This is a genomic window from Corynebacterium mucifaciens (assembly GCF_012396315.1).
GTDB lineage: Bacteria > Actinomycetota > Actinomycetes > Mycobacteriales > Mycobacteriaceae > Corynebacterium > Corynebacterium mucifaciens.
In genome coordinates this window covers 272,106-297,731 of record NZ_JAAXPF010000001.1, presented here as the reverse complement: position 1 = coordinate 297,731, position 25,626 = coordinate 272,106, and the positions used below count along the sequence as shown (strand labels likewise).

20 protein-coding genes are annotated in these 25,626 nt (G+C 63.3%); 9 read left to right on the top strand and 11 right to left on the bottom strand.

Annotated elements, in window-relative coordinates; translation table 11 throughout:
* Positions 1-2 precede the first annotated feature (2 nt).
* The 3 genes from HF989_RS01445 to HF989_RS01435 are packed head-to-tail and all read right to left on the bottom strand — an operon-like array spanning position 3 to position 5,143.
* Positions 3-1,175, bottom strand: a complete 1,173-nt coding sequence (locus HF989_RS01445; RefSeq protein ID WP_210728890.1) for a metallophosphoesterase family protein — start codon at positions 1,173-1,175, stop codon at positions 3-5.
* 57 nt (positions 1,176-1,232) lie between these two features.
* The gene (locus HF989_RS01440; protein ID WP_168683579.1) at positions 1,233-2,045 is read right to left on the bottom strand and encodes an SWIM zinc finger family protein; all 813 of its coding nucleotides are present in this window, start codon (positions 2,043-2,045) and stop codon (positions 1,233-1,235) included.
* Entirely contained in the window at positions 2,042-5,143 is a 3,102-nt protein-coding gene (locus HF989_RS01435; RefSeq protein ID WP_168683578.1) for a DEAD/DEAH box helicase, read from the bottom strand. The genes HF989_RS01440 and HF989_RS01435 overlap by 4 nt, the downstream gene beginning before the upstream one ends.
* 127 nt (positions 5,144-5,270) lie before the next feature.
* On the opposite strand from HF989_RS01435, the gene putP reads away from it, so the two are divergent.
* The 3 genes from putP to HF989_RS01420 are packed head-to-tail and all read left to right on the top strand — an operon-like array spanning position 5,271 to position 7,961.
* Entirely contained in the window at positions 5,271-6,839 is a 1,569-nt protein-coding gene (gene putP, locus HF989_RS01430; protein WP_168683577.1) for a sodium/proline symporter PutP, read from the top strand.
* Between the two features lie 6 nt (positions 6,840-6,845).
* The gene (locus HF989_RS01425) at positions 6,846-7,445 is read left to right on the top strand and encodes a GmrSD restriction endonuclease domain-containing protein (RefSeq protein WP_168683576.1); all 600 of its coding nucleotides are present in this window, start codon (positions 6,846-6,848) and stop codon (positions 7,443-7,445) included.
* Positions 7,446-7,478: 33 nt separating this feature from the next.
* Positions 7,479-7,961: a DUF2269 domain-containing protein gene (locus HF989_RS01420; RefSeq protein WP_168683575.1), complete on the top strand. Its 483-nt coding sequence runs from the start codon at positions 7,479-7,481 to the stop codon at positions 7,959-7,961.
* A 189-nt stretch (positions 7,962-8,150) separates the two neighbouring features.
* On the opposite strand, the gene HF989_RS01415 is transcribed toward HF989_RS01420, so the two are convergent.
* Positions 8,151-10,241, bottom strand: coding sequence for a DEAD/DEAH box helicase (locus HF989_RS01415; RefSeq protein ID WP_168683574.1), 2,091 nt, complete (start codon positions 10,239-10,241; stop codon positions 8,151-8,153).
* 99 nt (positions 10,242-10,340) lie between these two features.
* Here HF989_RS01415 and HF989_RS01410 point away from each other — a divergent pair, with 99 nt between their 5' ends.
* The 4 genes from HF989_RS01410 (at position 10,341) to HF989_RS01395 (ending at position 15,202) form a co-directional block, all read left to right on the top strand.
* A complete protein-coding gene (locus tag HF989_RS01410; RefSeq protein WP_168683573.1) occupies positions 10,341-11,687 on the top strand; it encodes a CitMHS family transporter in 1,347 nt (448 codons plus the stop codon).
* Between the two features lie 47 nt (positions 11,688-11,734).
* Entirely contained in the window at positions 11,735-12,322 is a 588-nt protein-coding gene (locus HF989_RS01405) for a hypothetical protein (protein ID WP_168683572.1), read from the top strand.
* A gap of 407 nt (positions 12,323-12,729) precedes the next feature.
* The gene (locus tag HF989_RS01400) at positions 12,730-14,133 is read left to right on the top strand and encodes an amino acid permease (protein WP_168683571.1); all 1,404 of its coding nucleotides are present in this window, start codon (positions 12,730-12,732) and stop codon (positions 14,131-14,133) included.
* 109 nt (positions 14,134-14,242) lie between these two features.
* Positions 14,243-15,202: an L-lactate dehydrogenase gene (locus tag HF989_RS01395; protein ID WP_168683570.1), complete on the top strand. Its 960-nt coding sequence runs from the start codon at positions 14,243-14,245 to the stop codon at positions 15,200-15,202.
* A 59-nt stretch (positions 15,203-15,261) separates the two neighbouring features.
* Here HF989_RS01395 and HF989_RS01390 read toward each other — a convergent pair whose 3' ends face one another.
* A complete protein-coding gene (locus HF989_RS01390; protein ID WP_168683569.1) occupies positions 15,262-16,542 on the bottom strand; it encodes a DNA cytosine methyltransferase in 1,281 nt (426 codons plus the stop codon).
* Positions 16,543-16,554: 12 nt separating this feature from the next.
* Positions 16,555-18,150, bottom strand: a complete 1,596-nt coding sequence (locus HF989_RS01385; RefSeq protein WP_343033519.1) for an N-6 DNA methylase — start codon at positions 18,148-18,150, stop codon at positions 16,555-16,557.
* 122 nt (positions 18,151-18,272) lie between these two features.
* On the opposite strand from HF989_RS01385, the gene HF989_RS01380 reads away from it, so the two are divergent.
* A complete protein-coding gene (locus HF989_RS01380; RefSeq protein WP_168683567.1) occupies positions 18,273-19,952 on the top strand; it encodes an Alw26I/Eco31I/Esp3I family type II restriction endonuclease in 1,680 nt (559 codons plus the stop codon).
* Between the two features lie 28 nt (positions 19,953-19,980).
* Here the strand turns inward: HF989_RS01380 and HF989_RS01375 are convergent, their stop codons facing one another.
* From HF989_RS01375 to HF989_RS01355, 5 genes are all read right to left on the bottom strand, one after another.
* Positions 19,981-21,156 (bottom strand): ATP-binding cassette domain-containing protein, encoded by a 1,176-nt coding sequence (locus tag HF989_RS01375; protein ID WP_168683566.1) that lies wholly within the window; start codon positions 21,154-21,156, stop codon positions 19,981-19,983.
* Positions 21,147-21,845, bottom strand: a complete 699-nt coding sequence (locus HF989_RS01370) for an energy-coupling factor transporter transmembrane component T family protein (RefSeq protein WP_343033507.1) — start codon at positions 21,843-21,845, stop codon at positions 21,147-21,149. Before HF989_RS01370 ends, HF989_RS01375 begins: the two co-directional genes overlap by 10 nt.
* Positions 21,846-21,848: 3 nt before the next feature.
* Positions 21,849-22,628, bottom strand: coding sequence for an ECF transporter S component (locus HF989_RS01365; protein WP_246233729.1), 780 nt, complete (start codon positions 22,626-22,628; stop codon positions 21,849-21,851).
* Positions 22,629-22,740: 112 nt separating this feature from the next.
* Positions 22,741-23,736 carry a nucleoside hydrolase gene (locus HF989_RS01360; protein ID WP_168683565.1) on the bottom strand — a complete coding sequence of 332 codons (996 nt, stop codon included), beginning with the start codon at positions 23,734-23,736 and terminating at the stop codon, positions 22,741-22,743.
* Positions 23,733-24,938: an MFS transporter gene (locus HF989_RS01355; RefSeq protein ID WP_168683564.1), complete on the bottom strand. Its 1,206-nt coding sequence runs from the start codon at positions 24,936-24,938 to the stop codon at positions 23,733-23,735. The genes HF989_RS01360 and HF989_RS01355 overlap by 4 nt, the downstream gene beginning before the upstream one ends.
* A 158-nt stretch (positions 24,939-25,096) precedes the next feature.
* Here HF989_RS01355 and HF989_RS01350 point away from each other — a divergent pair, with 158 nt between their 5' ends.
* Complete coding sequence (locus tag HF989_RS01350) at positions 25,097-25,621, top strand: hypothetical protein (protein WP_210728888.1); 525 nt, start codon at positions 25,097-25,099, stop codon at positions 25,619-25,621.
* The last annotated feature ends 5 nt before the right edge of the window (positions 25,622-25,626 follow it).

The window sequence follows — 25,626 nt, the reverse complement described above, 5'->3', positions numbered from 1 at the left end:
AGTTAATCCACCTCCTTGGTGAGCCGGAATAGGAGGTTGACGGCATCACGCGCTGTCGCCCGCTGCGTCTCATCCGCGGGGCTTCCCCCTGCCGCTTGGCCGACGAGCTCACGCATCGCATCGTGCGCGTACCCGGTCAGGGGCAGATTCTGCATCTCCTCGTCGCTGGGCTCCAAGTGCAAGCTCATCAACCGCTCGCGAGGATATAGCGCCGCGAAAATCGGCTCGAGATCCGCCAGCTCGCGCTCGAGCGTGCGCGTGTCCTCCAAGCCGAGCGTGCCCGACAGCGCGTACTTGATCACGGTGCGGTCCTTCTCCGGGTAAGCCTTGAGATCCCGGATCACGCCGGCGACGTCGTCCGAATCTGCCACCTCCCAGAAACGGGCTTCGAACGTCCACGTGCCCACCGGCACTTTCTCCACCTCTACATTCGATTCGGTCCCGTCCTTTTCCACGGTGACGACGAGCACGTTGCCGGAATCCACCTCACCACCGGCCACTCCCGGGGTGCGGTCGAAATAGTCCGTCGTCTCCGGCGAGCCGGAGAACCAAATTCGCTGCGACGGGGTCAGCGCGGACGTCGAGTGCGTGTCCCCTAACGCGACGTAATCGATGACACCGCGCGCGATCGCGGCGTCGAGATTCGCGACATCGATTAACGCTTGCGTCTCCTCCGCACCGAAACCATCCGCCTGGCCGTGCCCGACGAGCACGCGGATCGCGTCTGTCGGTGCTAGGTCCCGAACGGCCTTCGCGCACAGGTCCTCCGAGGCGTGCTTGGTCAACAACGGCGCGCCGATGACCTCAACGCCTTCGCGCACCTCCACGGGGGCTGAATCCGACAGCACGGTCACGCCCTCGATCCCCTCGGTGCGGTGGAAGATGCTGTCTGCGACCAGCGGGTCGTGGTTGCCGGGCAGCAAGTACACCGGCACGGGTAGTTTGCGCAGCGCTTCCATGGCTCGGCCGCGCGTGACGGGCTCGAGCGAGTTGTGCTCGAAGACATCCCCGGCCACGACAATGAAGTCTGCGCTACGCTCCTCGGCGATCTCGCCGAGACGGGCAACTGCACGCAAGCGGGCGTCGTCGAAACGAGACTGCGCTTCGGGCGAGAGAAATTTCCGCCGCATGCCCAGCTGCAGGTCGGAGGTGTGGATGAAGGTGGTCTGCCTCATGCCTATTACACCTACCACGCCTGTCGACACGGCACGCCAGACGTTCGAACATGCGTTCTAGCGCGTTAGCTCGTCGTAAAGATCCTCGATGTCTGCCACTGCGCGCAACTGGTCGATGTTGGTGAAGGACACGGTCTGCATCGCGCGGTGGAGCAGGTCGATGTCCGAGTCCTCGATCATCGGCGCCACCTTGGGCCGCGGCAGCTCCGGCATGTCCCTGCCGGACCAGAAGTATTTGGATCCGGGTTCCGCGTTCTCCCGTGCGAGATCGTCCGCCTGGTTGCGCTTGCGGTTTTCCAGCTCGTCGAGCGTGAGCCCCCGCATGGTGAAGATGACGGCCGGGTTGTGGTCGATCATCTCGGCCGCGCGCTGCGCGACGGCCACGCCGTGTTTGCACACGTCTGCTCCGTCGGGGCAATCGCAGGAAAACGTGACCTCCTGCGGTGCGTCGCACAGCAACACGTCCAGGACGTCCTCGTCGAACGTCCCCGACTTCGCCGCGGCGATGGAGCCGGGCGCGCGGACAAGGGCGCTAATCGCCCTGCGGATGTCCTCGCTGGAGCGCTGCGGCAGGTACATGGCCACGCGGAAGGGATCGTTCTGGCTGCCCACAACCTCCGCGCGCACCCCCTGCGTCACTGCACGCAGCTCAACGACGTGCCCGCGGGCGGCGTATTCCGACCCCCGCTTTGCGCGGCCGACGTCTGTTTGACGCACTGCTGCGTTGTAGATGCGCATCGCCGCCGGCGACAGCGACCGCGGCTGAAACGTGCTGGCAGTAGAAACGCCTGTCTCCGCTGCGCTGGAGACACGTTTGCGGGCGCCGAAGTTGGCGTAGATGACGTTGTCGTCGTGCGGCCGCTTGCTCATTGCTGCCCCCTGTAGCTGATCAGTTGCGCGAGTTCGTCGGTGCCCAGTTCGGTGATCCAGCCCTCGCCTTGCCCCACAACCGCGCCCGCGAGCTGTGTCTTCCCGTCCAGGATGTCCTGGATCGACTCTTCCATGGTGCCGCGGGTGATGATTTTGTAGACCGTGACGTTCTTTTCCTGGCCAATGCGAAACGCGCGGTCCGTGGCCTGGTTTTCCACCGCCGGGTTCCACCAGCGGTCTAAGTGGATGACCATCGAGGCGGCAGTGAGGTTCAGCCCAGTGCCTCCCGCCTTCAGGCTGAGGATCATTGCGCGGGGGCCGTCCGGCTGCTGGAAACGCTCGACCATCGCGTCGCGCGCCGATTTGCCCACGCCTCCGTGCAGGAACGGCACCTCCTCGCCGAGGCGGTCGGTCAGGTACGGCTGCAAAATGTCGCCGAACGCCTTGTACTGCGTGAAGATGAGCACGCGCTGGTCGGATTCGGCGGCCTCTTCCAGCAGCTCCATGAGCTTTTCCACCTTGCCGGAGCGGTGGCGGCCCTTGCTGGTTACCGGAGACCCATCTCCCAAAAAGTGCGCCGGGTGGTTGCAGATTTGTTTGATGCGGGTGATCGTTGCCAGGACCAATCCCTTCCGCGCGATGCCCTTGCGCTGCTCCAGCTCCGCCTGCATGCCGTCGACCAGCGCCTTGTACAGCGCGGCCTGTTCCGGGGTCATGTCCACCGCAATGACGTGCTCGGCCTTTTCCGGCAGGTCCGAGATGATCGCCGTGTCCGTCTTCAACCTGCGCAAAATGAAGGGCGCGGTCAGGCGTTGCAGCCGCTGCCCCATTTCGTCGGCAAGCGCCTCGTCCCGGCGCGACTCGATGGCTTTGGCGAAGTGGTTGCGGAAGAAACTCTGCGAGCCGAGCATGCCGGGGTTGACAAAGTCGAGGATGCTGCGCAGCTCCGAGAGCTTGTTCTCGATCGGTGTGCCGGTGAGCGCGATGCGGTGACGGGCAGGGATCGCTCGCGCGCTTTTCGACGACTGGGTGCCCGCGTTCTTGATCGCCTGCGCCTCATCCAGCACCACGTGGTCCCACTGCACCGCCGCCAGATCCTTGGCGTCGCGTGCGAGGGTGCCGTACGAGGTGATGACAATGTCCGCACTCTCCGCAGCCTCGAACAGCTCGTCTCCCTTGAGCCTGCCGGTGCCGTGGTGGACGCGCACCCGCATGCTCGGTACGAACCGGGCCGCCTCGCGCGCCCAGTTGCCCACCACCGACGTCGGGGCGACGACGAGGGTGGGGCCGCGCTTCGTGCCCTCGGCTTCCTCCACCGCTAGGAGGGAGAGCAGCTGCAGCGTCTTGCCCAGCCCCATGTCGTCTGCAAGCACCGCCCCGAGGTTGTTGCGCGACATGAAATACAGCCAGTCCACACCACGGCGTTGGTACTCGCGTAGATCAGCGGCGACCGTGTCCGGGATGTCCACTCGTTCCGGTGCCGGGCGGTCCGTGCCGCCGACGAGTGAGGTGAACCACGGCGAGCCTGTGAATTCAATCGGGCTGTCCGCCCCTGCTTCGAGCGCGAGCTGGCGCAGCTCGGCCGCGGACACCACACCCTCGCCCTCCGCAGCTTTCAGCCGTTCGTATTCGTCCTGCGCCTGCTGGGCGATGCGCTGGAGCTCCGCGGCATCGTCGGAGCCCGCGGCCTGGGCAATCCGTGCGCGCTTGATCGCGGCTTCCGCCTCACGGAAGGCGTTGTCCACCGAGCTGTCGTGCAGCGACTCTAGGTACTTCGCCGTCTTGGAAATCTCGCGCGTATCCGCCAACACCCACTCGCCGCGCAGCTTGACCAGCCCGGATTTGGACTTGACCAGCTCCGCCATTTCCTCATCCGTGAGTTCGACGCCACCCACGGACAGCCGCCAGTCGTACTTGACCAGGGTGTCAAAGCCCATCATCGTCACCGTGGAGGAGTCGTGCGGGTCCTTGTGTTCGCTGACGTTGAGCTTGGAGGCTGTCTCCGCCGTCGCCCACGCACGCGGCAACATCACCACGAATCCTTTGGCGCGCAACAGCGGGGCCGCCTCGCGCACAAACGAGACGATTTCATCACCGCGCAGGTACAGGTCCCAATCACCAGCGTTGTGGTCCACACCGTAGTCGACCGCGGAGCGGAACCTCCCGCGCTCGGCGGGATCCACCAGTGGGGTCACCGCAATCGCGCGGTTGAGCTGCTCACGCAAAGCATCGGCAGTCGCCGAATCGAACTCCGCCAAACGCACTGGGCGCGGGGCGTCGCTCGTCGAGCGCACCTGCACGCGCACCGGCCACTGCGTGTCCTCCCCCGTCTCATCGGCCTGGTCCGGGGACTCCGCGATGAACACCAGCTGTAGATTGACCGCGGTGATGGTGCCGTTCCAATCCCCCACCTGGCGCGCCAAACTCGCCCCGCCGCGCCGCAGCGGCAGGCTGTGCAACAGGGACTTGACAAAGTCGTGCCACGGGTACGGCCGCGTCGCCGAGTCCGCCACAGCACCCTGCAAGCGCGCGGAAGCGATCCAGTGGGTAAAGGTCTGTGCGCAGTCCTCGCTCAGGTTGGGGTTATTCACCGTCAGCACACCCGGGGATGCCGCCACCATCTCAGCGAGCCAGCTGCGCTCCTCCACGCCGGTGCCGAGCTGCCACTGGGCGTACCACTGCCCGTCCCTGTACGGCACGTGGATGCTCACCCGCCCAGCGCGAACAAACTGCGTGAGGCCGTTGTACATGCGCAGCAGCCAGTACATGTCTTGCGCAATGGCCTGGCGCTGCTCGGGCGTGGCGGCCGGTGAATCCCCGTCCAAATGCGCCAGGTTGCCTAGGAAGCGCACCGCCTCCTCCGGCGCAAACTTGACCACGGGCGCTTTCAACCAGACTTGGCGGCCCTTCGGGGTTTGGACGCCAATGGTGTGGCGGTGGCGGAACCTTTGGCCGTCGATAAGCGAGTGCACGATCGGCGGGAACGTGCCGGGCGGCACGTCATCCATGGTCACAATCCGGTGCCCCTGCACGCGCTCAACCCACACCGTCAGCCCGGACTCTGCGAGCCACAGGCCATGGAGAAGGTATTCAGGCATACCCACCCTTATACCACCCGCGCCGACACCGCCACCGGGTCGTGTTTGCGCCTGTTTTGCACAACGAGCCGGACGGTGTCGGGCCATAGATTAAAGTCTGCCGCAGCGAACAAGAATGTGAGGAAGCATGTCCGACAATTTCTGGCTGGTGCTGGCCGTAGTCCTGTACTTCGGCGTCATGGTTGCCATCGGCATCTATTCGTGGCGCAAGACCACCAAGTACGACGACTACGTGCTGGGCGACCGCGGTTTACACCCCCTCGTCGCGGGCCTGTCCGCCGGCGCGTCCGACATGTCAGGCTGGCTGCTCATGGGCCTTCCCGGCGCGCTATTCGTGGCCGGCATGAGCGAGCTGTGGATCGTCATCGGCCTCTTCATCGGCACCTGGGCGAACTGGAAGTGGATCGCTCCTCGCCTGCGCACCTACACCGAGGTGGCGAAAAACTCCATCACCCTGCCCAGCTTCTTTGAAAACCGCACGCACGACACCTCGCGCGTGTTGCGCGTGACCGCCGCCCTCATCATCATCTTCTTCTTCACCTTCTACGTCTCCTCCGGCATGGTCTCCGGCGGCCGGTACTACGAGTCCACCTTCGGCGGCGAATACCTCCACGGCGTGCTGCTCGTCGGCTCCATCACCGTCCTCTACACATTCATCGGCGGCTTCCTCGCCGTGAGTTACACCGACGTGGTGCAAGGCGCGCTGATGTTTCTTGCGCTGTTGGCCGTGCCGCTCATGGCGCTACTCGCGCTGGACAACCCCGCCGACATCTTCTCCTGGGCCACCTCCAACCCCTACGGGCCGTGGGAGGACGGCAACCCCACGTACTTCAACATGGTCGCTGGTGTATCGATCGCCACCATCGTGGGCAACCTCGCCTGGGGCCTGGGCTACTTCGGCCAGCCGCACATCGTCACCCGATTCATGGCGCTGCGCTCCCCGTCTGAGGCGAAATCCGCCCGCCGCACCGGCACGATTTGGGTGGCCATCTGCTACCTCGGCGCCATCTTCACCGCGCTCGTGGGCACTGTCTACTTCGGGCAAACGTCGGCGTCAGTGACAGATCAAAGCGGGTTTGAAACGGTCTTCTTGGACCTTGCACGCATCCTGTTCCACCCCTTGATCGCCGGCCTTGTACTCACCGCTGTGCTTGCCGCGATCATGTCCACGATGTCGTCGCAGCTGCTCATCACCTCTTCGGCGTTGATCGAGGACCTCTACCGAATTGCCAACAAGCACCCCAGCACCACCACACTGCTCGTACTGTCGCGGGCCATGGTCATCGGCGTCGCACTAGTAGGCATGGCGCTGGCCCTCAATCCGTCCGACACCATCTTGGGCCTCGTCGGCTTCGCGTGGGCGGGCTTCGGCGCCGCGTTCGGCCCTGTCATCATCGCCTCGCTGTACTGGAAGCGCCTCACCGCGCCGGGTGCCATCGCGGGCATGGTCGTCGGCGCTGTCACCGTTTTCGTCTGGGGCTCTGTGGATGCGCTGTCGAGCACGATCTACGAGATCGTCCCCGGGGTCATCCTCGCTACGGCGGCGATGGTGGCGGTCTCGCTTGCCACCCGCCCCAAACCGGGCGTGGCGGAGGAGTTCGACACCGCATCCGCTGCCACCGATTACGCGCTCGCCCACCCAGAATCCACCTTTGCTGACGCGCTACGGAACCGCAGGGGCCGCAGCGCGGTCTAAAGGGGTGTGCGCGCATACCTCGCCATTCTCTCCGTACTCACGCTGCTGGTCCTGCCCTTCCCCGGACGCCTTTCGCCTCTCGACATCCCTACTGTGCCCCACCGCACCACCATCCTCGGCTACGACAGAGCCGAGTTCGGCCCCGGCTGGGCCAGCGGTCCCGACCGCTGCGACACCCGCACCCGCGTCATGGCCGCCGCGTATGGCACGGACTGCACCCGGCCGTGGCCTCAGTGGGAAGCGGCGGCCGTGCCGGACCCGTATACCGGTGACCCGCTGCTCCCCCACGACGTGGAGATCGACCACATCCTGCCTGTCTCCGCCGCTTGGGATCTCGGCGCCCACCGCTGGGACGCCGCCACACGTACGCGGTTCTACAACGACCCAGCCAACCTGATTGCCGTCTCCGCGGAGGCCAACCAGGCCAAAGGCGACAAACTGCCGTCCGAGTGGATGCCGGATGCGTGGCGCTCGCGCTGCGCGTACGGGCGCCGAATGGTGGACGTGGCCAAGCAGTACGCCCTCCCGTTACCGAAAGCGGATCTGCGAGCAGTGCGCCGGGCATGTTCCGGGGTTGCGGGGCTCGTCGCGCGCCGGGAGCTGTGAGCATTTTCCCACCGTGCCGTAAGATGTGGGCATATGACTACATTCTTTATTTTCCTGCACGTGGCTGCGGCCATCCTGCTGCTCGGCCCGGTTGTCGTGTCCACCTCGATGTTCCCACGCCAGGCCGCCGAGTCCCGCGCTGGCGGCGAGGAGGCCACCGGTCGCGCGTCCGTCCTGCACCGCATCACCACCACCTACGGCATGCTTTCGCTGCTGGTGCCGCTACTCGGTGCCGTGGTGCTGGCGTTTGACTGGGACACCTACAAGTCCAACTACTGGTTCCACACCGCGATCGTGCTCTCCGTGATCGCGTGGGCAATCCTGCTGGCCATGGTGATCCCGCAGCAGCGCAAGATGATGGGCTCCCTCGGCGCCCTCTCGCCCGCGGAAGCCGACCCGTCGGACGTCACCGAGAACTTCGAGAAGTCCAAGGCGAAGGCCACCGCCGGCGCCGGCATCTTCAACCTGCTGTGGATGCTCACCCTGATCCTGATGTTCCTGCCGTCCCCGGCGTAATTGGTTCGGCGGCCCGGTTTCCCGGCGCCAAATCCAGCTACTAAGGCCCAGCTATTCGCGGTTTTTAGCCGAATAGCTGGGCCTTACTAGCTGGAAGTGCGGTTGGGCCTCCATGCCTATCGACGACCACAGGTCCCCCACAAACAGCACAACAGCCGGCACGAGGCCGGCTGTTATCAGGTGTCGGGTTTAACCGCGGTCGTAGCGGTCGCGCCCACGGCCACCGCGGTAACCGCCGCGGCCACGGCCACGGCCACCGCGATCATCGTCGCGCCCGCCGCGGTAGCCGCCCCGGCCGCCGCGGTCGCGAGACGGTGCGCCGTGGTCGCGCTGGATGTTGATCATCTGGCCGGAGATGCGCGTATCCTCCAAGCGGTCCAGCACAGACTGGTCCAGGTTCTTCGGCAGCTCGACCAGCGTAAAGTCGCCGCCGATGGTGATGCGGCCGAAGTCCTTGGAGTTCAACCCGCCCTCGTTGGCCAGTGCTCCGACAATGGCACCCGGGCGGACGTGCTGGCGCTTACCCACGTCCAGACGGTAGGTGTCGAAGTTCCCGCTGTCGTCGAAGCGGCGCCCGCCACGGCGGTCACCCCGGTCGTCGCGGTCGAAGCGGTCCCGGCCGCGTCCACCACGGTCGCGGCGGTCATCCCGGTCGAAACGGTCGCGGCGGTCGCGCTTGTCGCGCGGCGGCTCCTTCATCAGGAACTCGTCGCCGGCCAGCGCCTGGGTGGCCAGGGCGGCGGCGATGTCGTCCATAGGCACGTTGTTGGCCGCGGAGTACTCGCGGACCATGGTCTTGAACACCTGGATGTCCGTGGCCTCAAGGGATTCGGTGATGGAATCCATGAACTTGGCCTTACGCGACTCGTTGACCTCGTCGACGGTGGGTAGGTCCATCTCCTCGATCGTCGCGTTGGTCACGCGCTCGATGGAGCGCAGCATGCGGCGCTCGCGCGGGGTGACAAACAGGATCGCCTCGCCGGTACGGCCTGCGCGACCGGTGCGGCCGATGCGGTGGACGTACGACTCCGTGTCGTTCGGGATGTCGTAGTTGAGCACGTGCGAGATGCGCTCGACATCCAGGCCGCGGGCCGCGACGTCGGTGGCGACCAGGATGTCCAGGCGGCCGTCGCGCAGCTGGTCCACCGTGCGCTCGCGCTGCTGCTGGGCGATGTCGCCGTTGATGGCGGCTGCGGAGAACCCGCGTGCGCGCAGCTTTTCGGCGATCTCTTCCGTCTCGTTCTTCGTACGGACGAAGACGATCATCGCTTCAAACTCCGTCACCTCGAGGATGCGGGTGATGGCGTCGAGCTTGTTGCGGTGCGCCGTGAACAGGTAGCGCTGCGTGATGTTGGTGTTGGTGCGGGTCTCCGACTTAACGGTGACCTCTTCCGGGTTGTTCAGGTAGTCGCGGGAGATGCGGCGAATCGCGTTCGGCATCGTCGCGGAGAACAACGCCACCTGCTTCGTCTCCGGCGTGTCCTCGAGGATGCGCTCCACGTCCTCCTGGAAGCCCATGTTGAGCATCTCGTCGGCCTCGTCGAGGACGAGGAACTCCAGGTTGGAGATGTCCAGCGAGCCCTTCTCCAAGTGGTCGATCACACGACCCGGCGTGCCCACGATGACCTGGGCACCCCGGCGCAGGCCGGAAAGCTGGATGCCATAGGCCTGGCCACCGTAGATGGGCAGGATGTGCACGCCGCCCAAGTGGTCGGCGAAGGACTGGAACGAATCCGACACCTGTAGCGCCAGCTCGCGCGTCGGTGCCAGTACGAGCGCCTGTGGGTAGCGCTTGTCCGGGTCAATCTGGGACAGCACCGGCAGCGCGAACGCCGCGGTCTTGCCGGTACCGGTCTGGGCGAGGCCGACCACGTCGCGGCCCTGCATCAGCAGCGGGATGGTCTGCGCCTGAATCGGCGAGGGTTGCTCGAAGCCCACGCGCTTGACGGCCTCGACCACGGCATCAGGCAGGCCCAACTTCTCAAAGCCGTTCTCGGGTTCCGCCTTCTCAGCCGGCTCTTCCTGCTCGGCAGCGGCTTCGGGGGCGTTGTCGGCGGCGCGTTCGGCCGAAGGCTCGTCGCTAAGCTTCAGCACATCGCTGTTCTCTTCAATGGCCACGGCATCCGTGGCGCCGGTCTGGTCAGAAACTCCCGCATCCCTGGTGTCCTCTGCGACGGCCTCAACGATCTCGGCCGCGACATCCTGCGGGTTTTCCTGATTTTCCGACACATTCATATCCGGCTCATTCTCGCCGCCGGTGGCGTTTTCGGAATTGCTCATCGCCTGCCAACCCTACGGCACAACCCCCGTGTTCTGCTATTTTCGCCCAGCTGCCCGGGCCCGAGGTGGCCTCTCACAGCGATCCCCTAGTCTTCTTTCATGACTTCCCCACTCGCGCTGACGCTGCTCGGCTTGGCCATCATCGTGGTCACCGTCGGGCTGCTGTTGAAAGGTAAAACTCACCCGATCGTCGCCATGACGCTCATCCCGATCGTCGGCGCGGTGCTCACCGGCGCCGGGGTTGCGGAGATTTCGGACTACTACCTCGACGGCCTGGACAGGGTCATGAACGTGGTGGTGATGTTCATCTTCGCCATCATCTACTTCGGCATCCTCTCAGACGTGGGGCTCTTTGAGCCGGTGATCACGGCACTGATTAGAGCCACCCGCGGTACCCCGCTGTTGGTCACGCTGGGCACCGCCGCGATCGCGATCGTGGCGCACCTGGACGGCTCCGGGTCCACAACATTCCTGCTGACCATCCCCGCCCTACTGCCGCTCTACGAGGCAATGAACATTTCGCGCTACGTACTGCTCACCATCGTTGCGCTGTCGGCCTCGGTGATGAACATGCTGCCGTGGGGCGGGCCGGTTGGCCGCGCCAGCTCCGTCATTGGCCCCTCCCCCAACGAGATCTGGACGCATCTGCTGCCTGTGCAGGGCGTCGCGATTGTGCTGGTGTTCATCGTCGCGGCCATTTTCGGGCTGGTGGAAAGCCGTCGCTCCGGCGCCGGACAGGCTGCGGGCGCGGTGAACGTCGACGCCATCGCCGAGGACTTCGCCCGCACCCAACAGGAAGAGCGGTCGAAGCTGAAGTTCACCCAGCGCACGGGCGCCTGGGTGTCGTGGGTGAACGCGCTCATCACCGTCGCGTTGATCGGCGTGCTCGTCTCCGGGCTCGCCTCCCCCGCCCCCACATTCTTGGTGGGCACCGCGCTGCTGCTGGTGATCAATTTCGCGTCCCTTGAAGATCAGAGCGACGTGCTGCGCCGCCACGCCCCCACCGCGCTGTCCATGGCCGGTGTCATCCTCGCGGCGGCGATGTTCCTGGGCATTCTGGACGGCACCGGCATGCTGGAGCAGATCGCGCTGTCTCTCATTGCGGTCCTGCCGGAGGCCGTCGGCCCGTACATCCACATCATCGTCGGCCTGCTCGGCGTGCCGCTGGACCTGGCCACCTCCACGGACGCCTACTACTTCTCCGTGCTGCCGATCGTGCAGCAGACCGCGGAGGCGTTCGGGGTTTCGGGTATGGGCGCCGCGTCCGCCATGATCGTGGGCAACGTGATTGGCACCTTTGTCAGCCCGTTCTCCCCCGCGCTGTGGCTGGCGCTCGGCCTCGCCCGCGGCGAGATGGGCAAGTACATCCGCCTGGCGTTCCCGGTGTGCTGGGCTTTCTCCATTGCCTTGGTGCTGGGCGCGTGGGCGTTCGGCATCTTTGCTTAACGACGATTCACCTTCGGAACACCCCGTTTCCGGATACAGTCAGCTCCATGAGGAAGCCCCATGCCGCTCTGGCCGCCACCCTGCTGGCCGCAACGACGATGGCCGCCTGCGATTCGGACGACGTGATCGAGGTGACGTCCACGGTCACGGCGCCCGTCGCAGAGGAGGCTGCGGTCACCGAGAGCGCCACGGCAACCGGCACACCCACACCGACCGGCCCGCTCGTGCGCGACGCTGAGGAGTTCCGCATCTTCCCGGACGCTGCCCACCCTGCCTACGCCGTGCAGGTCTCCCCGAACACCATGTGCACGTACTTCGACAAGGAGGCGGCGCAGGACGCGTACTTCGACTGCAACGTGGAGCTCACCGGCAACGTGCCGCCCTTGGATATCGACCACGGCATTGGCGGCAGCACGGATGTCTTCCTATGGGACCCGGCAATCGGGTTCGCCGCCACCCACGACGTCGGCGGCGGCGAGGGCATCCCACCAGCTGTGAAACTCCACCCCGGTGAGCAGGTGACCATCGCGGAGTACACGTTTACCCAGTTTGCAAACGGCACGGCGCGCGTCGAGCGCGAAGGCCACTGGTTTGAGGTGGACCAGGCCGGGCAGTTCTCGTCCGACCGTTTCTAACCGGCGATTTCGCTATTTCCCCCACGGCGCCGAAAACACCATGTATATTCATCGGCGTGATCAACAGCACCGCTATTACCGCCTCGGCCGCACCGGCCGAGTGTTTTGCGATGCTGACTACCCAGCCGGCCCGCCTGCATCATCATCTGTAGCGCGGTGTCGGCCGACTCCAGCCCCCTGCGCTAACAGCCTCCGCTGCTCACTGCGCAGGGGGTTTCGCGTTAGCGCAGGCACTATCAGGCTCATGTCGTTCGCGCCGCGCCCCCGGGCTCGTCCGCGAGGCGGCACACGGCCAGCACGTGCGGCGACGAACCGGGAAGACACCGCCCCTCGAAGGGCGCGACCCCAGCCCACTCCGCGCGCCGATTCGCGCATTGCTTCCCGAAAGAGCACAGTAAATGTCTGTTATGACTGCACCCTCAGAAACCTCATCGCAGCCCAAACCGAAACGCGCCGGCTTAAACGCTCGTCACATCCACTTCATCGCCCTCGGCTCGGCGATCGGCACCGGCCTGTTCTACGGCTCCGCCGGCGCGATCCAGGCCGCCGGCCCGTCGGTGCTGCTGGTCTACCTGCTGGGCGGCGCGGTGGTGTACTTCATGCTCCGCGCGCTGGGCGAGATGAGTGTGCGCAACCCGGTGCGCGGCTCTTTCGCCGTGTATTGCCGCAAGTACTTGGGCGGCTGGGGCGGCTACATTACCGGTTGGATGTTCGCCTTCGAGATGATGATTGTCTGCCTGGCGGACCTGACCGCCATTGGCATCTACATGAAGTTTTGGTTCCCGGACACAGCGGCGTGGGTGTGGATCGCCGTCACCTTGCTCATCATCGGCGCCGCCAACCTTGCCACCGTGCGTTGGTTCGGCGAGCTCGAGTTCGCGTTCACCATCATTAAAGTCACCGCCGTTGTGGCGATGATCATCGGCGGCGCCGCAATCCTTGTGTTCAACCTTGGGCAGCAGCCGGAGGTGTCGCAGATTAGTAACCTCTGGAACGACGGCGGCTTCTTCCCCAACGGCGTCCAGGGCATGATCGCGTCCTTCATCCTCGTTCTGTTCGCCTTCGGCGGCACCGAGATCATTGGCGTCGCGGGGTCGGAGGCAGACGATCCGGAGCGCTCCATCCCGAAGGCCGTCAACACCGTCCCGGCGCGCATCCTGCTGTTCTACGTGCTGGCGATTTCGATCATCTTGATCCTCAACCCGTGGCGCACCATCACCGGCGAGGAATCCCCCTTCGTCCAGATCTTTAACACCCTCGGCGTGAACTGGGCGGCTGGGCTGCTCAACTTCGTGGTCATCACCGCCGCCCTGTCTGCCATCAACGCCGACCTGTTCGGCACCGGCCGCGTCCTCACCGGCCTGGCCAAGGAGAACTTGGCCCCGCGGCGCATGGCGAAGACCTACCGCGACGTCCCGGTCATGACCATCGCCACCCTGTTGGCAGTCCTGGTCATCGGTGTAGTCCTGAACGCCCGCTACCCCGACGTCTTCGAGACCATTGCCGCGCTGGCCACCTTCGCCACCGTGTTTGTCTGGCTGATGATCCTCCTGGCGCAGGTAGCCATGCGCAAACAGATGACGCCAGAGGAGCGGGCTGCCCTGAAGTTCGCTGTGCCCTTCTGGCCGTACGGGCAGTACTTCGCCATCGCGTTTATCCTCTGCACCTTCGGCATCATGGCCTGGCTGCCGGACTTCCGCCTCGCGCTCGGCATCGGTGTGGCCTTCACGGTGATCATGACCGTGCTGTACTTCGCCACCGGCCGCCCCAAAGTTATCGAGCAGTCCCAGGACGAGTACGCGCTGAAGTAGCCCGAACCGTCCCCGAAGTGGCAAACGCCTCCCCCCACGCGGGAGGCGTTTGCCGTCCTGGCCCAGCACCGCCGCGCGCAATCCCCACGTGTCTGCCACACTTGCACACATGACCGTGACACAAGGCAACAAGGTTGTACTCATCGGCGCCGGCGCTGTCGGCACCGCCTACGCATACGCCCTTCTTAACCAGGGACTGGCCGACCACCTGGCCATCATCGACCTCAACGAGGACCTCGTCTGGGCCCAGGTGGAGGACCTCAACCACGCCATCCCGTTCTCCGGCCAGCACATGGACGTCACGGTGGGCACGTACGAGGACTGCCGGGATGCCGCGCTCGTGGTCAACTGCGCCGGCGTGGCCCAGCGCGACGGCGAAACCCGCATCGACCTCGTCGCCCGCAACGCCGCCATCTTCGAAACCATCAACCGCGACGTCATGGCCAACGGCTTCAACGGCATTTACGTCGTGGCCACCAACCCCGTGGATGTGCTGTCCTACATCACCTGGAAGCAAACCGGCCTGCCGGCAAACCAGGTCATCGGCTCCGGCACCGTGCTGGACACCGCACGTTGGCGGCACAACCTGGGCCGTCACTTCGACATCGCCCCCTCCGCCGTCCACACCCACATCATCGGCGAGCACGGCGACACCGAACTGCCCGTACTCTCCACCGGATCCATCGGCGGCGTCCCCCTGCGCGCCATGCTGGAAGCGGAGGCCGAAACCAACCCGGAGATCTACTCCCAGATCGACGACATGTTCATCCGCACCCGCGACGCCGCCTACGACATCATCAAGCGCAAAGGCAACACCTCCTTCGGCGTCGGCAACGCGCTCGCCCGCATCACCCGCGCGATCCTGCGCAACGAGGACGTGGTCCTGCCAGTCTCCGCCCTCCTCCAGGGCGAGTACGGACTCAACGACCTCTACATCGGCACCCCCACCGTCCTCAACCGCACCGGCGTGCGCAACGTCGTCGAACTGCGCCTCGACCCCGACGAGCTGGAGAAGTTCCGCCACTCTGCCAAGGCCCTGCACGAGGTCATTGACCGCGCCGAGTTTTAGGGGGCCTTTGCTTATCGACGGCAGCTTCGCCCGGCTGCCGTTTTTGTTCTAAACCGCAGTCAGAAAAGAACTAGGATATCTTCGCCCTCGAGGCTATCGCCCGAACTATGCTCGAACCGTTCGTAAAACTCGTTGCGTAGGTCGCGCGGAAATTGGAGGAACTCTCTTGGAGAGACTTGTCCACGCATTAACTGTTGGTACCTAGTCTGTGGCTGGCAGGGGTACTCCATCAGCGAACCATCCACCCCCGCTGCGACAGATGGCAAATCCCCAAGCGCCTCCTCCACCATAATTGAAGATCTCGAGTTGATGCCTTGCTTGATTGCCCCCCGGTCAGAACGCGCTACTACTTCCGGCGCGTCCGTGATCGCCTCAAGGCTCACATTCTCCATATCTGTACGCTTACCCCCGAAAATGATGACACGATTCCGTCGCTGAGGGACTCCAAAAGAGGCAGAGTTCACCTTTTCGACTCGAATTGCTTCAACCGTCTCTTTTAGGGAGGTTTGAATCATCCGAAAGAAGCGACCACCCTGCATATTTAGTAGCCCAGGCACATTCTCAAAGACAAATGCATCGGGCTGAATCTGGCTTATGAGGTCTGAGTATTCCCTAAAAAGCCAGTTTCTGACGTCGTCCGCAGAACGGCGTGCATTAGCGGTAGAGAAACCTTGACAGGGCGGCCCGCCCAACACGATCAGGGGCATTTCCGGATGCACTTTCCGCGCTTCAGAAGCATATTCAACAATCCGTCGCTTAATTTCCTCATCCGTTATGTCACCTAGAACAACCGGGCAATCCAAATTTCTAGAATGAGTTTCAAGTGCATTCTTATCGATATCTGACGCCACCACAGGAAGCCAGCCCGCCCACTCAAACCCCAGCCCGAGACCACCTGCCCCTGCAAACAGGTCGATAAACATTCCCGGTCCGAGTTTTAAAGCATCCGCAATCTGCATACCAAGTAGTGGCGGCACTGCGTTCCCAATCTGCGTAGCGACTGCAGATTTCGAACCTGTAAAGACGAAGCTATCTGGGAACGATTGAAGGCGTGCTGCCTCCCTGTAAGTTAAGGTCCGGTCATCCCGATAATGGATGTTCGATCCGTTTCCGGGCCTCGGGAAAAAGGTTGAGATGGTGTAGGCGGGATCGTCAGCCAGCAACCGTCCGTAGTAGCTCGACCTACTCCCTTTTCCTTCAGCAAAGCTTTTCCTAATGCCCGCCAAGCGGTTTGACGGAACGCTTTCCGGTATATCCTTCCAGTTCCCGCCAGGTTGCACATGACTGATCATTTCGGTGTCTAGCTCAGACAGCGCCGGGGCAACGTGGTTGAATATCATTTCCCTATCCCTTCATGCGTTTCGACGCAAAGCTAAGTACATCTCATCAAGGTCTTCATTCCTCAAGCCCAGAACATCTACTACCAAAAGATCGATTTCTTCTTCGAGATGAGAGGAACTCGATATCAATCTTTCTCCGACAAGAGATACGATCTTTTGGTGTTTGAGGTTCGAACCGTCGTATATCGGAAACCGCAAGGCCTTCACAGCGCCGACTGACACGTGGTTCGCCGTTCCATTTCCAAGTACCTGAAATTCAGCGGGCATCGAATTAAGTAAGCCTAGATAATACCTCAACGCGCCCCCACCATGATCTTCGGTTTGTAGACAACCGAGCGAATTGCCAGCAACAACCCCCGAACCAACTAGTGTCGCATGCACCCTGCGCACCTGCGAACGCCTGGAGACATCGCGCCATACGATCTTTTCCGAAAGCAATCCAGGAAATTTTCGCTGTCCGTCCAAAGAAATTCTAGGTAGTTCTCTAGGTGTGGAAAACCTCGCGATGTTTCTCCCCTTCACGAATTGAACAGGAGCAGATTCATCAAACTTTTCGGAAATTCTCGTTTCGTCTATTTCCCTGAATACTCGAACTCCGGGATGGTCCCCAATTGGAGGGAAGTGGCTAAGTGCATTGAAAAGTTCAAACCCTCGCCTTGTTTCAAAATCAGCAATCCGTAGCGATGGACCGAAGAACTCCTTTTGATCGGGTAGAGACAAATACTGCTCCCCCTTCACCCCCGAAGGTCGGTTTGCAACCAATCGGAGGGCGCGCCCCTCAGAACTCCGATTTGCAATGAAATACGCAACATCATAATCAATGCCGGTGAAGATCTTCATCGCCGCCGGATATCGCTCCACCGTTGTTACCTCAAAATCTCTAAAGAGCAGACCTCTAAATCCCTGTGAGGCTACGTCGGAAAGTAAACTGCTCGGAATAATTACAGCCACACTTCCGGTGCTTGTAACGCTTTTTAGTGCTGCTACAGCTCCCACTCGAGCCAGGTTGACGTGAACTCCCCGGAACCCCCCTACCGCCACAGACTCTGGAAACATCGCCCCAAGAAGCTTTCCATAATCACGGTAAGCAGAGTCAGCTCGAGCCCCTGTCGGAATCTGAAGCCATGGAGGGTTCGTGATACACAAATCTGCAGGTGTGAAGCTAGATCCGACTTCGGTTAGAAAATCCGCGTTCCTGATTGTCACTGAAATCAACAGATTCGCATACCCAAGTTTTTCTTTCCATTCCTGGAGTCGCTCACACGCTACCTCCGCCCAAACCGGATCTATCTCGTATCCACGAAGATCGATATGTTTTAGGTCAGTACCCCACTTCGCGATAGCTGCCTCAGCGGTCCACCGCAATAGTCGGCCATCTCCGCAAAACGGATCAACGATGGAGATTCGCCCATCCGTCAATGCGTATCCATCTATAAGCCCACGGGCAACCCGCTCCCCCATTTCATCCGGAGTAAAAAACTGACCCAACCGCTTTTGTTTTAGCCGATCAGCGTCATTTTCACCTCCCAAAACTCGCTGATGGTAGGCGGTACTCGCCCGCCCTATGACACCCTTCAAGGAGATATTCAAGGCCGCTGACTCACCCACGCTTACAACACCACCCACGAAGAAACTCCGGATTCCATTTTGCTTCTAGCCATATCCGGTAAATTTAACTTTAAAGCCGACGCGATCGGCAAAGCGTAGAACATAATTGCGAAGGATATGGAGTGGCAAGCACCTCACAGCCTCAAACGAGTACGAATCAAACTTCGCTTGTCGAATCAGCGTTTCAGAACTACATGGAGGCCATGGCAAATCACCCCGCCTACGCAGGCATGCCTGATTTGCGCAATGTCGATGGTTCCATACAATGGGAGGCCCCTTCTAATCGAAAAAGCGGGGCAAACATTCACACTCACTCAAAACGAACCGAGTGGTGGGAGAAAAAAGCAGTTGAGATTGGCATTGTTCCCGGCCAAGCAAGATGGATCTCACGAACCGCGAAAGCAATTCACCCAACCGGGAAGAAGCCCTGCAAAACCTGTGGTCAAACCATGCTGATTTCGTATGCTTACCCAAGCAAGACAACCCTGAAGAAAATCAGAGCCTTTCCTGAGCTGCGCGAAATTGCAGACGACCGCTTCGCCGACATTTATACAATCACTCAGCTGATATTCACCAACTCGGCCGCCCCGAACACGACGCTCAATACGCTTCTCAAGAATTCAAAATTCCTGTCGCTGCCTGAATTTTCGGATGCCGAAGAAGCAATAAAGTGGATCAAGGACATCTACGTCCCCTCGGAGCCGCGAAGTTTAAGCCCCGGAGCCATGTCAAACGCACCTGATCGTTTTGACGGGTTCCATTCAATAAACCTTTGTTGTAGGGAGAAGTCAGATTCCGGACGCTCTAGGAAGAACCTCGCTTCATACGCTACCGATAGGCGGGTATATGAGAACTGGAGCGACGGCAATTGGGTAGCTGCAAACGCCCTTATGGGTGAGGTCCGCCGAAACGACGAAATACAATCTCAGCATTGTTCAAACCGCATGAGAGTCGCCCATTCCGGGGTCATAACAGCTGACCATATCGGCCCAATTTCCCTGGGGTTTGCCCATCAACCGGTCTTCCGCCTTCTGTGCGATTCTTGCAATAGTGCGAAGAACAACCGTATTACTTTCGAAGATGTCCAAAACCTCCGTATTGAGGTTGACGCAGGTCACGATGTAACCAGTTGGTATAACTCTCGGCTTTGGCATGACTTCGAAAAGAGGATTGAGGGCCCCAAGGAAGCGCAGGTCTTCTATGCTCTTCTCCGTGACAATCGGTCTATCGCTTTCGACCTTCTCGGCGAAATACTCGACGCTGGCTTTCCTTTTTCTCTGTCAACCTTGCTCAACCCTGAGGTTGCCAATAGGAAATGGAGTCTTTCGGGATTTGATATCGCGAATGGGATTATCAGAGGTCACTTTTCATCCACAACGTCGAATGCAAAATATCGTCTAACCCAGCAAGAACGAATGATCCGAGTCTCGTTTACATCGCTGGTTGAGTACAAGGCAAAATCCAACCGCCACAGAGCTTCCCAGAACTCGCCGATCGAACTTCCGAGTTCGTCAAGAGTTTTGCGAAACGCGGAAAAGCTAGAAATGGCGTATCCAAACGGTTCGGCTTCACTCACCCGCCTACTAAATCCTGTCGATGCGAGTTCAGATCTGAGCGGTTATGAACCAATAGACACCCAGACGATTGTCGAAGAGCAGGCTGCTGCGAAAAAGTCGATTCCATATAGAGATTTCAAATCGAGCCTTGACGAATACATGGATACAGTCGCCTTACGCTTAATCGAAGTCTCTTCGATGAACCGATACACCCGCAAATTACCAGATGAAGGCCTTCTCCCCTAGTGCAGCCCGCGAAGACTGAATCAAGAAATCAATTACTCAAAAGTCCGGGCATGAAGGCAACTTCATGCCGGCTGTACTCCCCTACCTCCCCGGCGAAGGAGGTGTCGTGGCAGGTGAAGATCACGGCCTGGCCGGAACTAAGTCCCTCGGCGATGAGGGCGTGGGCGCGGTCGCGGGAGAGGGCGTCGAGGCCGACGTCCGGTTCGTCGAGAAGCACGAGCGGCCGGTTCTGAGCGAAGACCTGGGCGAGCTGAGCCAAGCGCAGGTGCGCGGCCGAGAGGTCGAGCGGGTGGGTTTCCGGGGCGAGGCCGAGCGCGGCGGCGGCGTCCGGGTCGCCGACGAACTCCCCCACCGTGGATTCGGCGAGTTGGTCGGCGGCGCGCTGCCGCGCGAGCGAGACGCCAAGGCCGTGGGTCGTCTCAAGCCCGGGGTTGCCGTCGAGGCCGGCCATCGCGCGCAGCAGCGTGGTCTTGCCGGCGCCGTTGTCGCCGCGCAGCCACACGGCCTGGCCGGGGCGCACGGTCAGGTGCATCGGGCCAGCGGTGAACTCCGGATCCTCGTTTGCGCGGAATTGCCACCACTTGCGGGTGGTACCGCCGCGGGTGGCGGTGATCTCGCCGAGTTCGATCGGCTCGCCGGTGGGCTCCACGCGCGGGGGCAGGCTGTTTTCGTGGGTGGGATGGGGTGAGGGAGACAGGATGCCGTCGATAAGCGAAAGCTTTGCTGCATCGAGTCGGGGGCGGTTGCCGAGGACCACGATGCGCGACGGCAAGGCTTCGAGTAGGCGGATGATGTGGGTGGCGGAGGTGGGGTCGAGGCCGGCGAAGGGGTCGTCGAGAAGCAAAAGCTCCGGCTCGAGGACCGCGACCGCCGCGATGGCCAGGCGGCGTGTTTGGCCGCCGGAGAGTTGTGCGGGGTAGCGCTCGGCGAGCTCGGTCAGGCCCGCGGCGCTGAGGACGCGCTCGCAGCGGCGCCGCATCTCGGGGATGGGAGTGCCGCGCTGCTCGAGGCCGAGGGCGACCTCCTCAACGACCGTGTCGCGCAGGTAGGACACGTGTGCGGTGGCGTCCTGCTGGACCACGGCCGCGCCCGGCCACTCGCGGTGGGCTTGGGTGGCGAGAGTGGTCAGGCCCGCGCCTGAGTTGCCGATGACCTGGACGGTGCGGTGCTGCTCGAGGGCATGCGCGAGTGGCGTTAGATCCATGCGACCACCACCACGCAGGCCAGCGGGATCAGGATGCGCGCGACTCGTTGCGCTGTGCTGTCGTGGACGGGGCGCAGGACGGTGCGGCGCCCGGTGAGGTCGTACCCCGCGGTCTCCAACGCCTGGCCGCGGGCGCCAGCTTGGGTGAGCAGCTCGGTGAGCACGGGCATGACGAGGTTGGGCACGACGGTTTTCAGCGTGATGGGGCGCTGTTTCAGGCGGTTGGCGTCGCGGACAGCGCGGATGCGTTGCGCGCCCTGGGGTCCGAGCTGCAGCGTAGTGCCCGCGATATAGCCGAGGCGGTTGCCGCCGGGCGCGGCCTGGAGGGCCTTGGCCAAGTCGGGCGTGCGTGTCCAGGCCACGGCCGCGAGCAGGCAGGCGATCAGCGCGGTGAAGCGGGCGGCGAGGTGGGCAGCGTCCGCGAGCCCGTCGGATGTCAGCAGCGGGGCGATACGGTGCTCCCCGTAGGGCGCGTGGATGAGCAGCATCGATACCGCGACGGGTGCGGCGAGCACTGCGGTGGCTGCCACGAGGGAGGGGTTGCGCGTGCGCCAGGTGCCGGCGATGAGCGCGATCGCGATGATGGCGAGCGAGGCCGCCGGGGAGTTGAGCCCCAACACGAGAATCCAGCCGGACGCCCCGGTGACCAGCGCGGTCAGCGGGTTGAGTCGTGGCTGGGTGGTCAACACGGCCTACGCGTGCTGCGGGGCGAATGCGGCGACGGTGCGCTTCGGCAACGCCTTGACGGTGGCGTACGCGACAAGCATGACGATGACCTTGTCCACTGGGTCGGAGATGAACGCCTGGGTGGTCACGGACGCGATGAGCGAGCCTCCCATCTCACGGAACAGGCTGACCAGCGCACCGGTGCCCACACCGGCGGTGCCGCCGTAGACGTAGGCCGCGACCGGGGCCGCCACCATGCCGCCGACGATGCCCAGGACGATGCCGAAACCGATCACCGTGCCGAGGTTGCGGAAGGCGTTGAAGCGGTGGATGAACACGCCCGCCAGCCAACCGACGAGCGCCGCCCCCGCCGCGAACGGGAGCGCCGCCGGGTTGAGCAGGCCCCACACCACGTTGTTCAACGCGCCGGTGGCCATACCTGCGACCGGGCCGGCAAGTGCTGCGACGAGCACAGTGCCCACCGAGTCCAGGTAGAGCGGTAAGCCGATAGAGCCGACGATCTCGCCGACCACCGAGTTGATGATGATGGCGATGGGGATCAAGCCCAGCGTGCGCGCGGGCAGCACCGGGATGACGGCGGCAAGCAGGAGGACGGTGCCGAGGCCGTAGCCAGCCAGCAACGCGATGCCTGTGCCGGAGCCGGTGACTTGATCCCAGTCCGACGGACGGACGAGCACGAAGTAGAGCCAGGTGGCGGCGATAATGGCGGCGCCGACGATGACCAGTGCGCGGCGGGCGGGGGTCCATTCGGCCTTGTGCTGGTCCGAGCTGGTTGCGTGTGACATGAAAACTCCGAGTGGTGTGCGGGGAGATGCGGCAAGGTCAGCCCGTCTCGCCTATGTCACCTCGGCGGGGCTACCGGTTCGGGAGTGTAGCAGGGCGTACGCGGGGCGCCGGTTAGTCGTCGGCGCGCTGGTGGCGCAGTTCGGCGATCTCGGCGTCGCCGGCCGCGACCTTCGCGTGGACCCCGCAGGCCCAGGCGAAGCGCTCCCACGCGGCGTCGACGTCTGCGCCGGTGACCAGGCGCACGTTGGGCTCGCGCTCCCAGATGCCGCGCAGGTCGGCCACGGACGTGCCGCGCATGAGCTCGGAGTCCGCCTCCACGTCAACGGTGGTCTCCTCGACGGCGGCGTCTACCAGGTCCAGGGCGATGAGCGCGGTGAGCAAGTCGTGGATTTGGGCCTGGTAGCCCTCCCCCACCTCGTCGTGGAACTCAAAGTAGAACCGGGTGATGTCCTCCAGGTACTCGGCGAGCGGCGAGCCGCCAAGCTTCTCGACGAGCTCCGCCAGCGCTGCCGGGGTAAGCAGCATCCGCTCCGTCACACCGAGCGAGCACAGGGTGATCGGGGTGGGCGTCATGGCGAAGACGTCGGCGGCGGCGTGCGGGTCCACCCAGAAGTTCCACTCCGCACTCGGCGTAGTGTTACCCGGGTAGTGCACCGCCCCGCCCATCACGGTGATGTGCCTGAGCTTGGCAAAGTGCTCCGGGTGGGCGTGGGCGAAGGCAGCCAGGTTGGTCAATGGGCCGGTAACAATCAGGTGGAGGTCGTCGGTGCCGCGCTCGATGGAGTCGATCCACAGCGTGTCCCAGTCGTGCTCCACATGGCGCGCGGGCGCCTCCGCGTAACCGAGGCCGGTGGCGCCGTGGGTTTCCGGCGTGGTGGTCAGCTCCACCTCGAGCGGTGCGGGCAAGCCGGCGGCGAGCGGAATGATGGGCAGGCCGCACAGCCCGAGGATCCACCCCGCGTTCTGGGCGCACTGGTCGGCGGGGACGTTGCCGGAGGTCGTCGTTACGCAGTCCAGCTCGATGAGGCCCGCATGGGCCGCGGCGGTGAGGAAGATGATGGCGTAGGTGTCGTCGATGCCGGGGTCGCAGTCCAGGATCACTCTCATTGCTTCGTTTCCTTTCCGGCGACGAGCCAGACGATAAGCGCGGCGGCGCACACCGCGCCGCAGACGCCGAACGCGGCGCGAAAGCCAGCGGCTTCGGCCACGGCGCCGACGAGGATGGGCGCGAGGATTTGGCCCGCGTCCTGCGTCATTTGGTACGTAGACAGCACTGTACCGCCGGAGCGGTCGTTGCCGATGATGTCTGCCAGCGTGGCCTGGGTGGCGGGGCTCATCAGGCCCGCGCCGATGCCAGCGGCGGCGGAGAGGAACACCAGGGGCCAAAAGCTTGTTGCCGTACCGAGCAACGCGGTGAAGAGACCCGCAGTAGCCAGGCCAGCGGCAACGAGCGGACGGCGACCGAGGTTGTCGGCGAGGCGGCCGGAGAACTGCAGGGTGACCGCCATGCCGAACGCGAAAGCGGTGAGCGCGAACCCGGAAGCCGCTCCCCCGCGCTCGAACACGGACGCCGCGAACAACGGCAGCACTGCGACGCGGGCGCCCATGTTGACAAAGCCGTTGGTGAACCCGGCTACCAGCAGCGCCTTGTACGTCGGGGTGCGCCACGCCTGGCGCAGCCGCATCTTCGGCTTCGCCGCAGGCAGCGGGTGGGACCCCGGTTTCGGCGCGGTTAGTGCGCCGACCGCAATTGCGGCACCCGCCACGGCCACGCCGTAGATCATGAATGGCGCACGGAAGCCCAAGAACGACAGCGCCGCACCGATGACAGGGCCGACGACGTTGCCCACCAAGAATGCGGAGGCGTACAGGGCGCTGGCGCGGCCGCGAATGCTCGGGTGTGTCACCCGAACGATGAGCGCTTGCGCCGACAGCGTGAACATGGTGGAGCCGAAGCCGGCGATGAACCGGAGGGCGACAATCTGCCAGTAGGCCTGCGCGAAAGCGACGAAAAACGTCGACGCAGCGACGATGAGTAGGCCCGTTAAGTAGATCGGGCGGGAGCCAAGCTTATCGACGAGCACGCCAGCGCCCGGCGCCCCAAGCAGCCTCGCGAGCGCGAACACCGAAATAACCGCACCGGCCGCCGCCATGGAGACGCCGAAACTGCCCGCGAATTGCGGGAGCACCGGGGCGATAAGGCCGTAACCGAGGGCGATGATGAATGCGGCGCCGACGAGCACCCAGATCGTATGCGGGATCTTCGGTTGTATCTGCTGCGTCGTTGCGTTTGGTGTGTCGGCGTTCATCGCTGGCAAGGGTACATCCACGGACGGGTATGTCCGGGTTTGGGAATGTGGCAAATATTTGCCACATCCGAAAAACCGCGTCAGGCACGGCCGTTCATTCGTTCATATGTTCGAACGTTTTCGAACTGATGTCGCAATGGCGCTGTACCTTGACCGCCATGAAGTTCACCACAACAAACCCGCTACGCAGCGTCAAACGGAATGACACGACCCTTCTCCCGGCTCACACGCCAGAGGCCCTCTCGGAGGAGATTCGAACGCGTCAGCCGGAGACAATCCAGTCCGCACAGGCCGTTATGCACCACCCGCGCTCCCTGTCCCGCCCCACTGCCACATGGCGCCCGCCGGTGCTCACCCTGCCAAGGGTGGCGAACGGGCCGCAGCTCACGCTGGCAGTCACCCGGCGGCGGGTCGGCCCACGGGCACGGGCGCGGATTCAGGGCTACGGGGGCGATCATGTGCCCGCCTACCTGCTTGAGGTGCGGATTGCGGACGCGACCGGGGCGCATGTCGACCCCGTGCTCGCCGAGGCCTGGGTCCGTGCGCTGATCCCGGACGACACCGCGCACGCAGTCCACGAGCTCACCGGGAGCCGCGCGGCGAACTACGTGTGGCTGGTGGACGGCACCTTCGCGCCCATCGCATCCCCTTCGTCGATGTTCGAGGGGCTCAGCGCGGCGTAGCCTGC

Excerpts from the sequence above, each read along its gene's own strand:
- HF989_RS01400 (WP_168683571.1), top strand. The coding sequence starts at position 12,730 with ATGACTGCACCCTCAGAAACCTCATCGCAGCCCAAACCGAAACGCGCC.
- HF989_RS01360 (WP_168683565.1), bottom strand. The coding sequence starts at position 23,736 with ATGAGAGTGATCCTGGACTGCGACCCCGGCATCGACGACACCTACGCC.
- HF989_RS01410 (WP_168683573.1), top strand. The coding sequence starts at position 10,341 with ATGACTTCCCCACTCGCGCTGACGCTGCTCGGCTTGGCCATCATCGTG.
- putP (WP_168683577.1), top strand. The coding sequence starts at position 5,271 with ATGTCCGACAATTTCTGGCTGGTGCTGGCCGTAGTCCTGTACTTCGGC.
- HF989_RS01435 (WP_168683578.1), bottom strand. The coding sequence starts at position 5,143 with ATGCCTGAATACCTTCTCCATGGCCTGTGGCTCGCAGAGTCCGGGCTG.
- HF989_RS01365 (WP_246233729.1), bottom strand. The coding sequence starts at position 22,628 with ATGTCACACGCAACCAGCTCGGACCAGCACAAGGCCGAATGGACCCCC.
- HF989_RS01375 (WP_168683566.1), bottom strand. The coding sequence starts at position 21,156 with ATGGATCTAACGCCACTCGCGCATGCCCTCGAGCAGCACCGCACCGTC.
- HF989_RS01445 (WP_210728890.1), bottom strand. The coding sequence starts at position 1,175 with ATGAGGCAGACCACCTTCATCCACACCTCCGACCTGCAGCTGGGCATG.
- HF989_RS01355 (WP_168683564.1), bottom strand. The coding sequence starts at position 24,938 with ATGAACGCCGACACACCAAACGCAACGACGCAGCAGATACAACCGAAG.
- HF989_RS01350 (WP_210728888.1), top strand. The coding sequence starts at position 25,097 with ATGAAGTTCACCACAACAAACCCGCTACGCAGCGTCAAACGGAATGAC.
- HF989_RS01395 (WP_168683570.1), top strand. The coding sequence starts at position 14,243 with ATGACCGTGACACAAGGCAACAAGGTTGTACTCATCGGCGCCGGCGCT.
- HF989_RS01405 (WP_168683572.1), top strand. The coding sequence starts at position 11,735 with ATGAGGAAGCCCCATGCCGCTCTGGCCGCCACCCTGCTGGCCGCAACG.
- HF989_RS01440 (WP_168683579.1), bottom strand. The coding sequence starts at position 2,045 with ATGAGCAAGCGGCCGCACGACGACAACGTCATCTACGCCAACTTCGGC.
- HF989_RS01390 (WP_168683569.1), bottom strand. The coding sequence starts at position 16,542 with ATGATATTCAACCACGTTGCCCCGGCGCTGTCTGAGCTAGACACCGAA.
- HF989_RS01420 (WP_168683575.1), top strand. The coding sequence starts at position 7,479 with ATGACTACATTCTTTATTTTCCTGCACGTGGCTGCGGCCATCCTGCTG.
- HF989_RS01415 (WP_168683574.1), bottom strand. The coding sequence starts at position 10,241 with ATGAGCAATTCCGAAAACGCCACCGGCGGCGAGAATGAGCCGGATATG.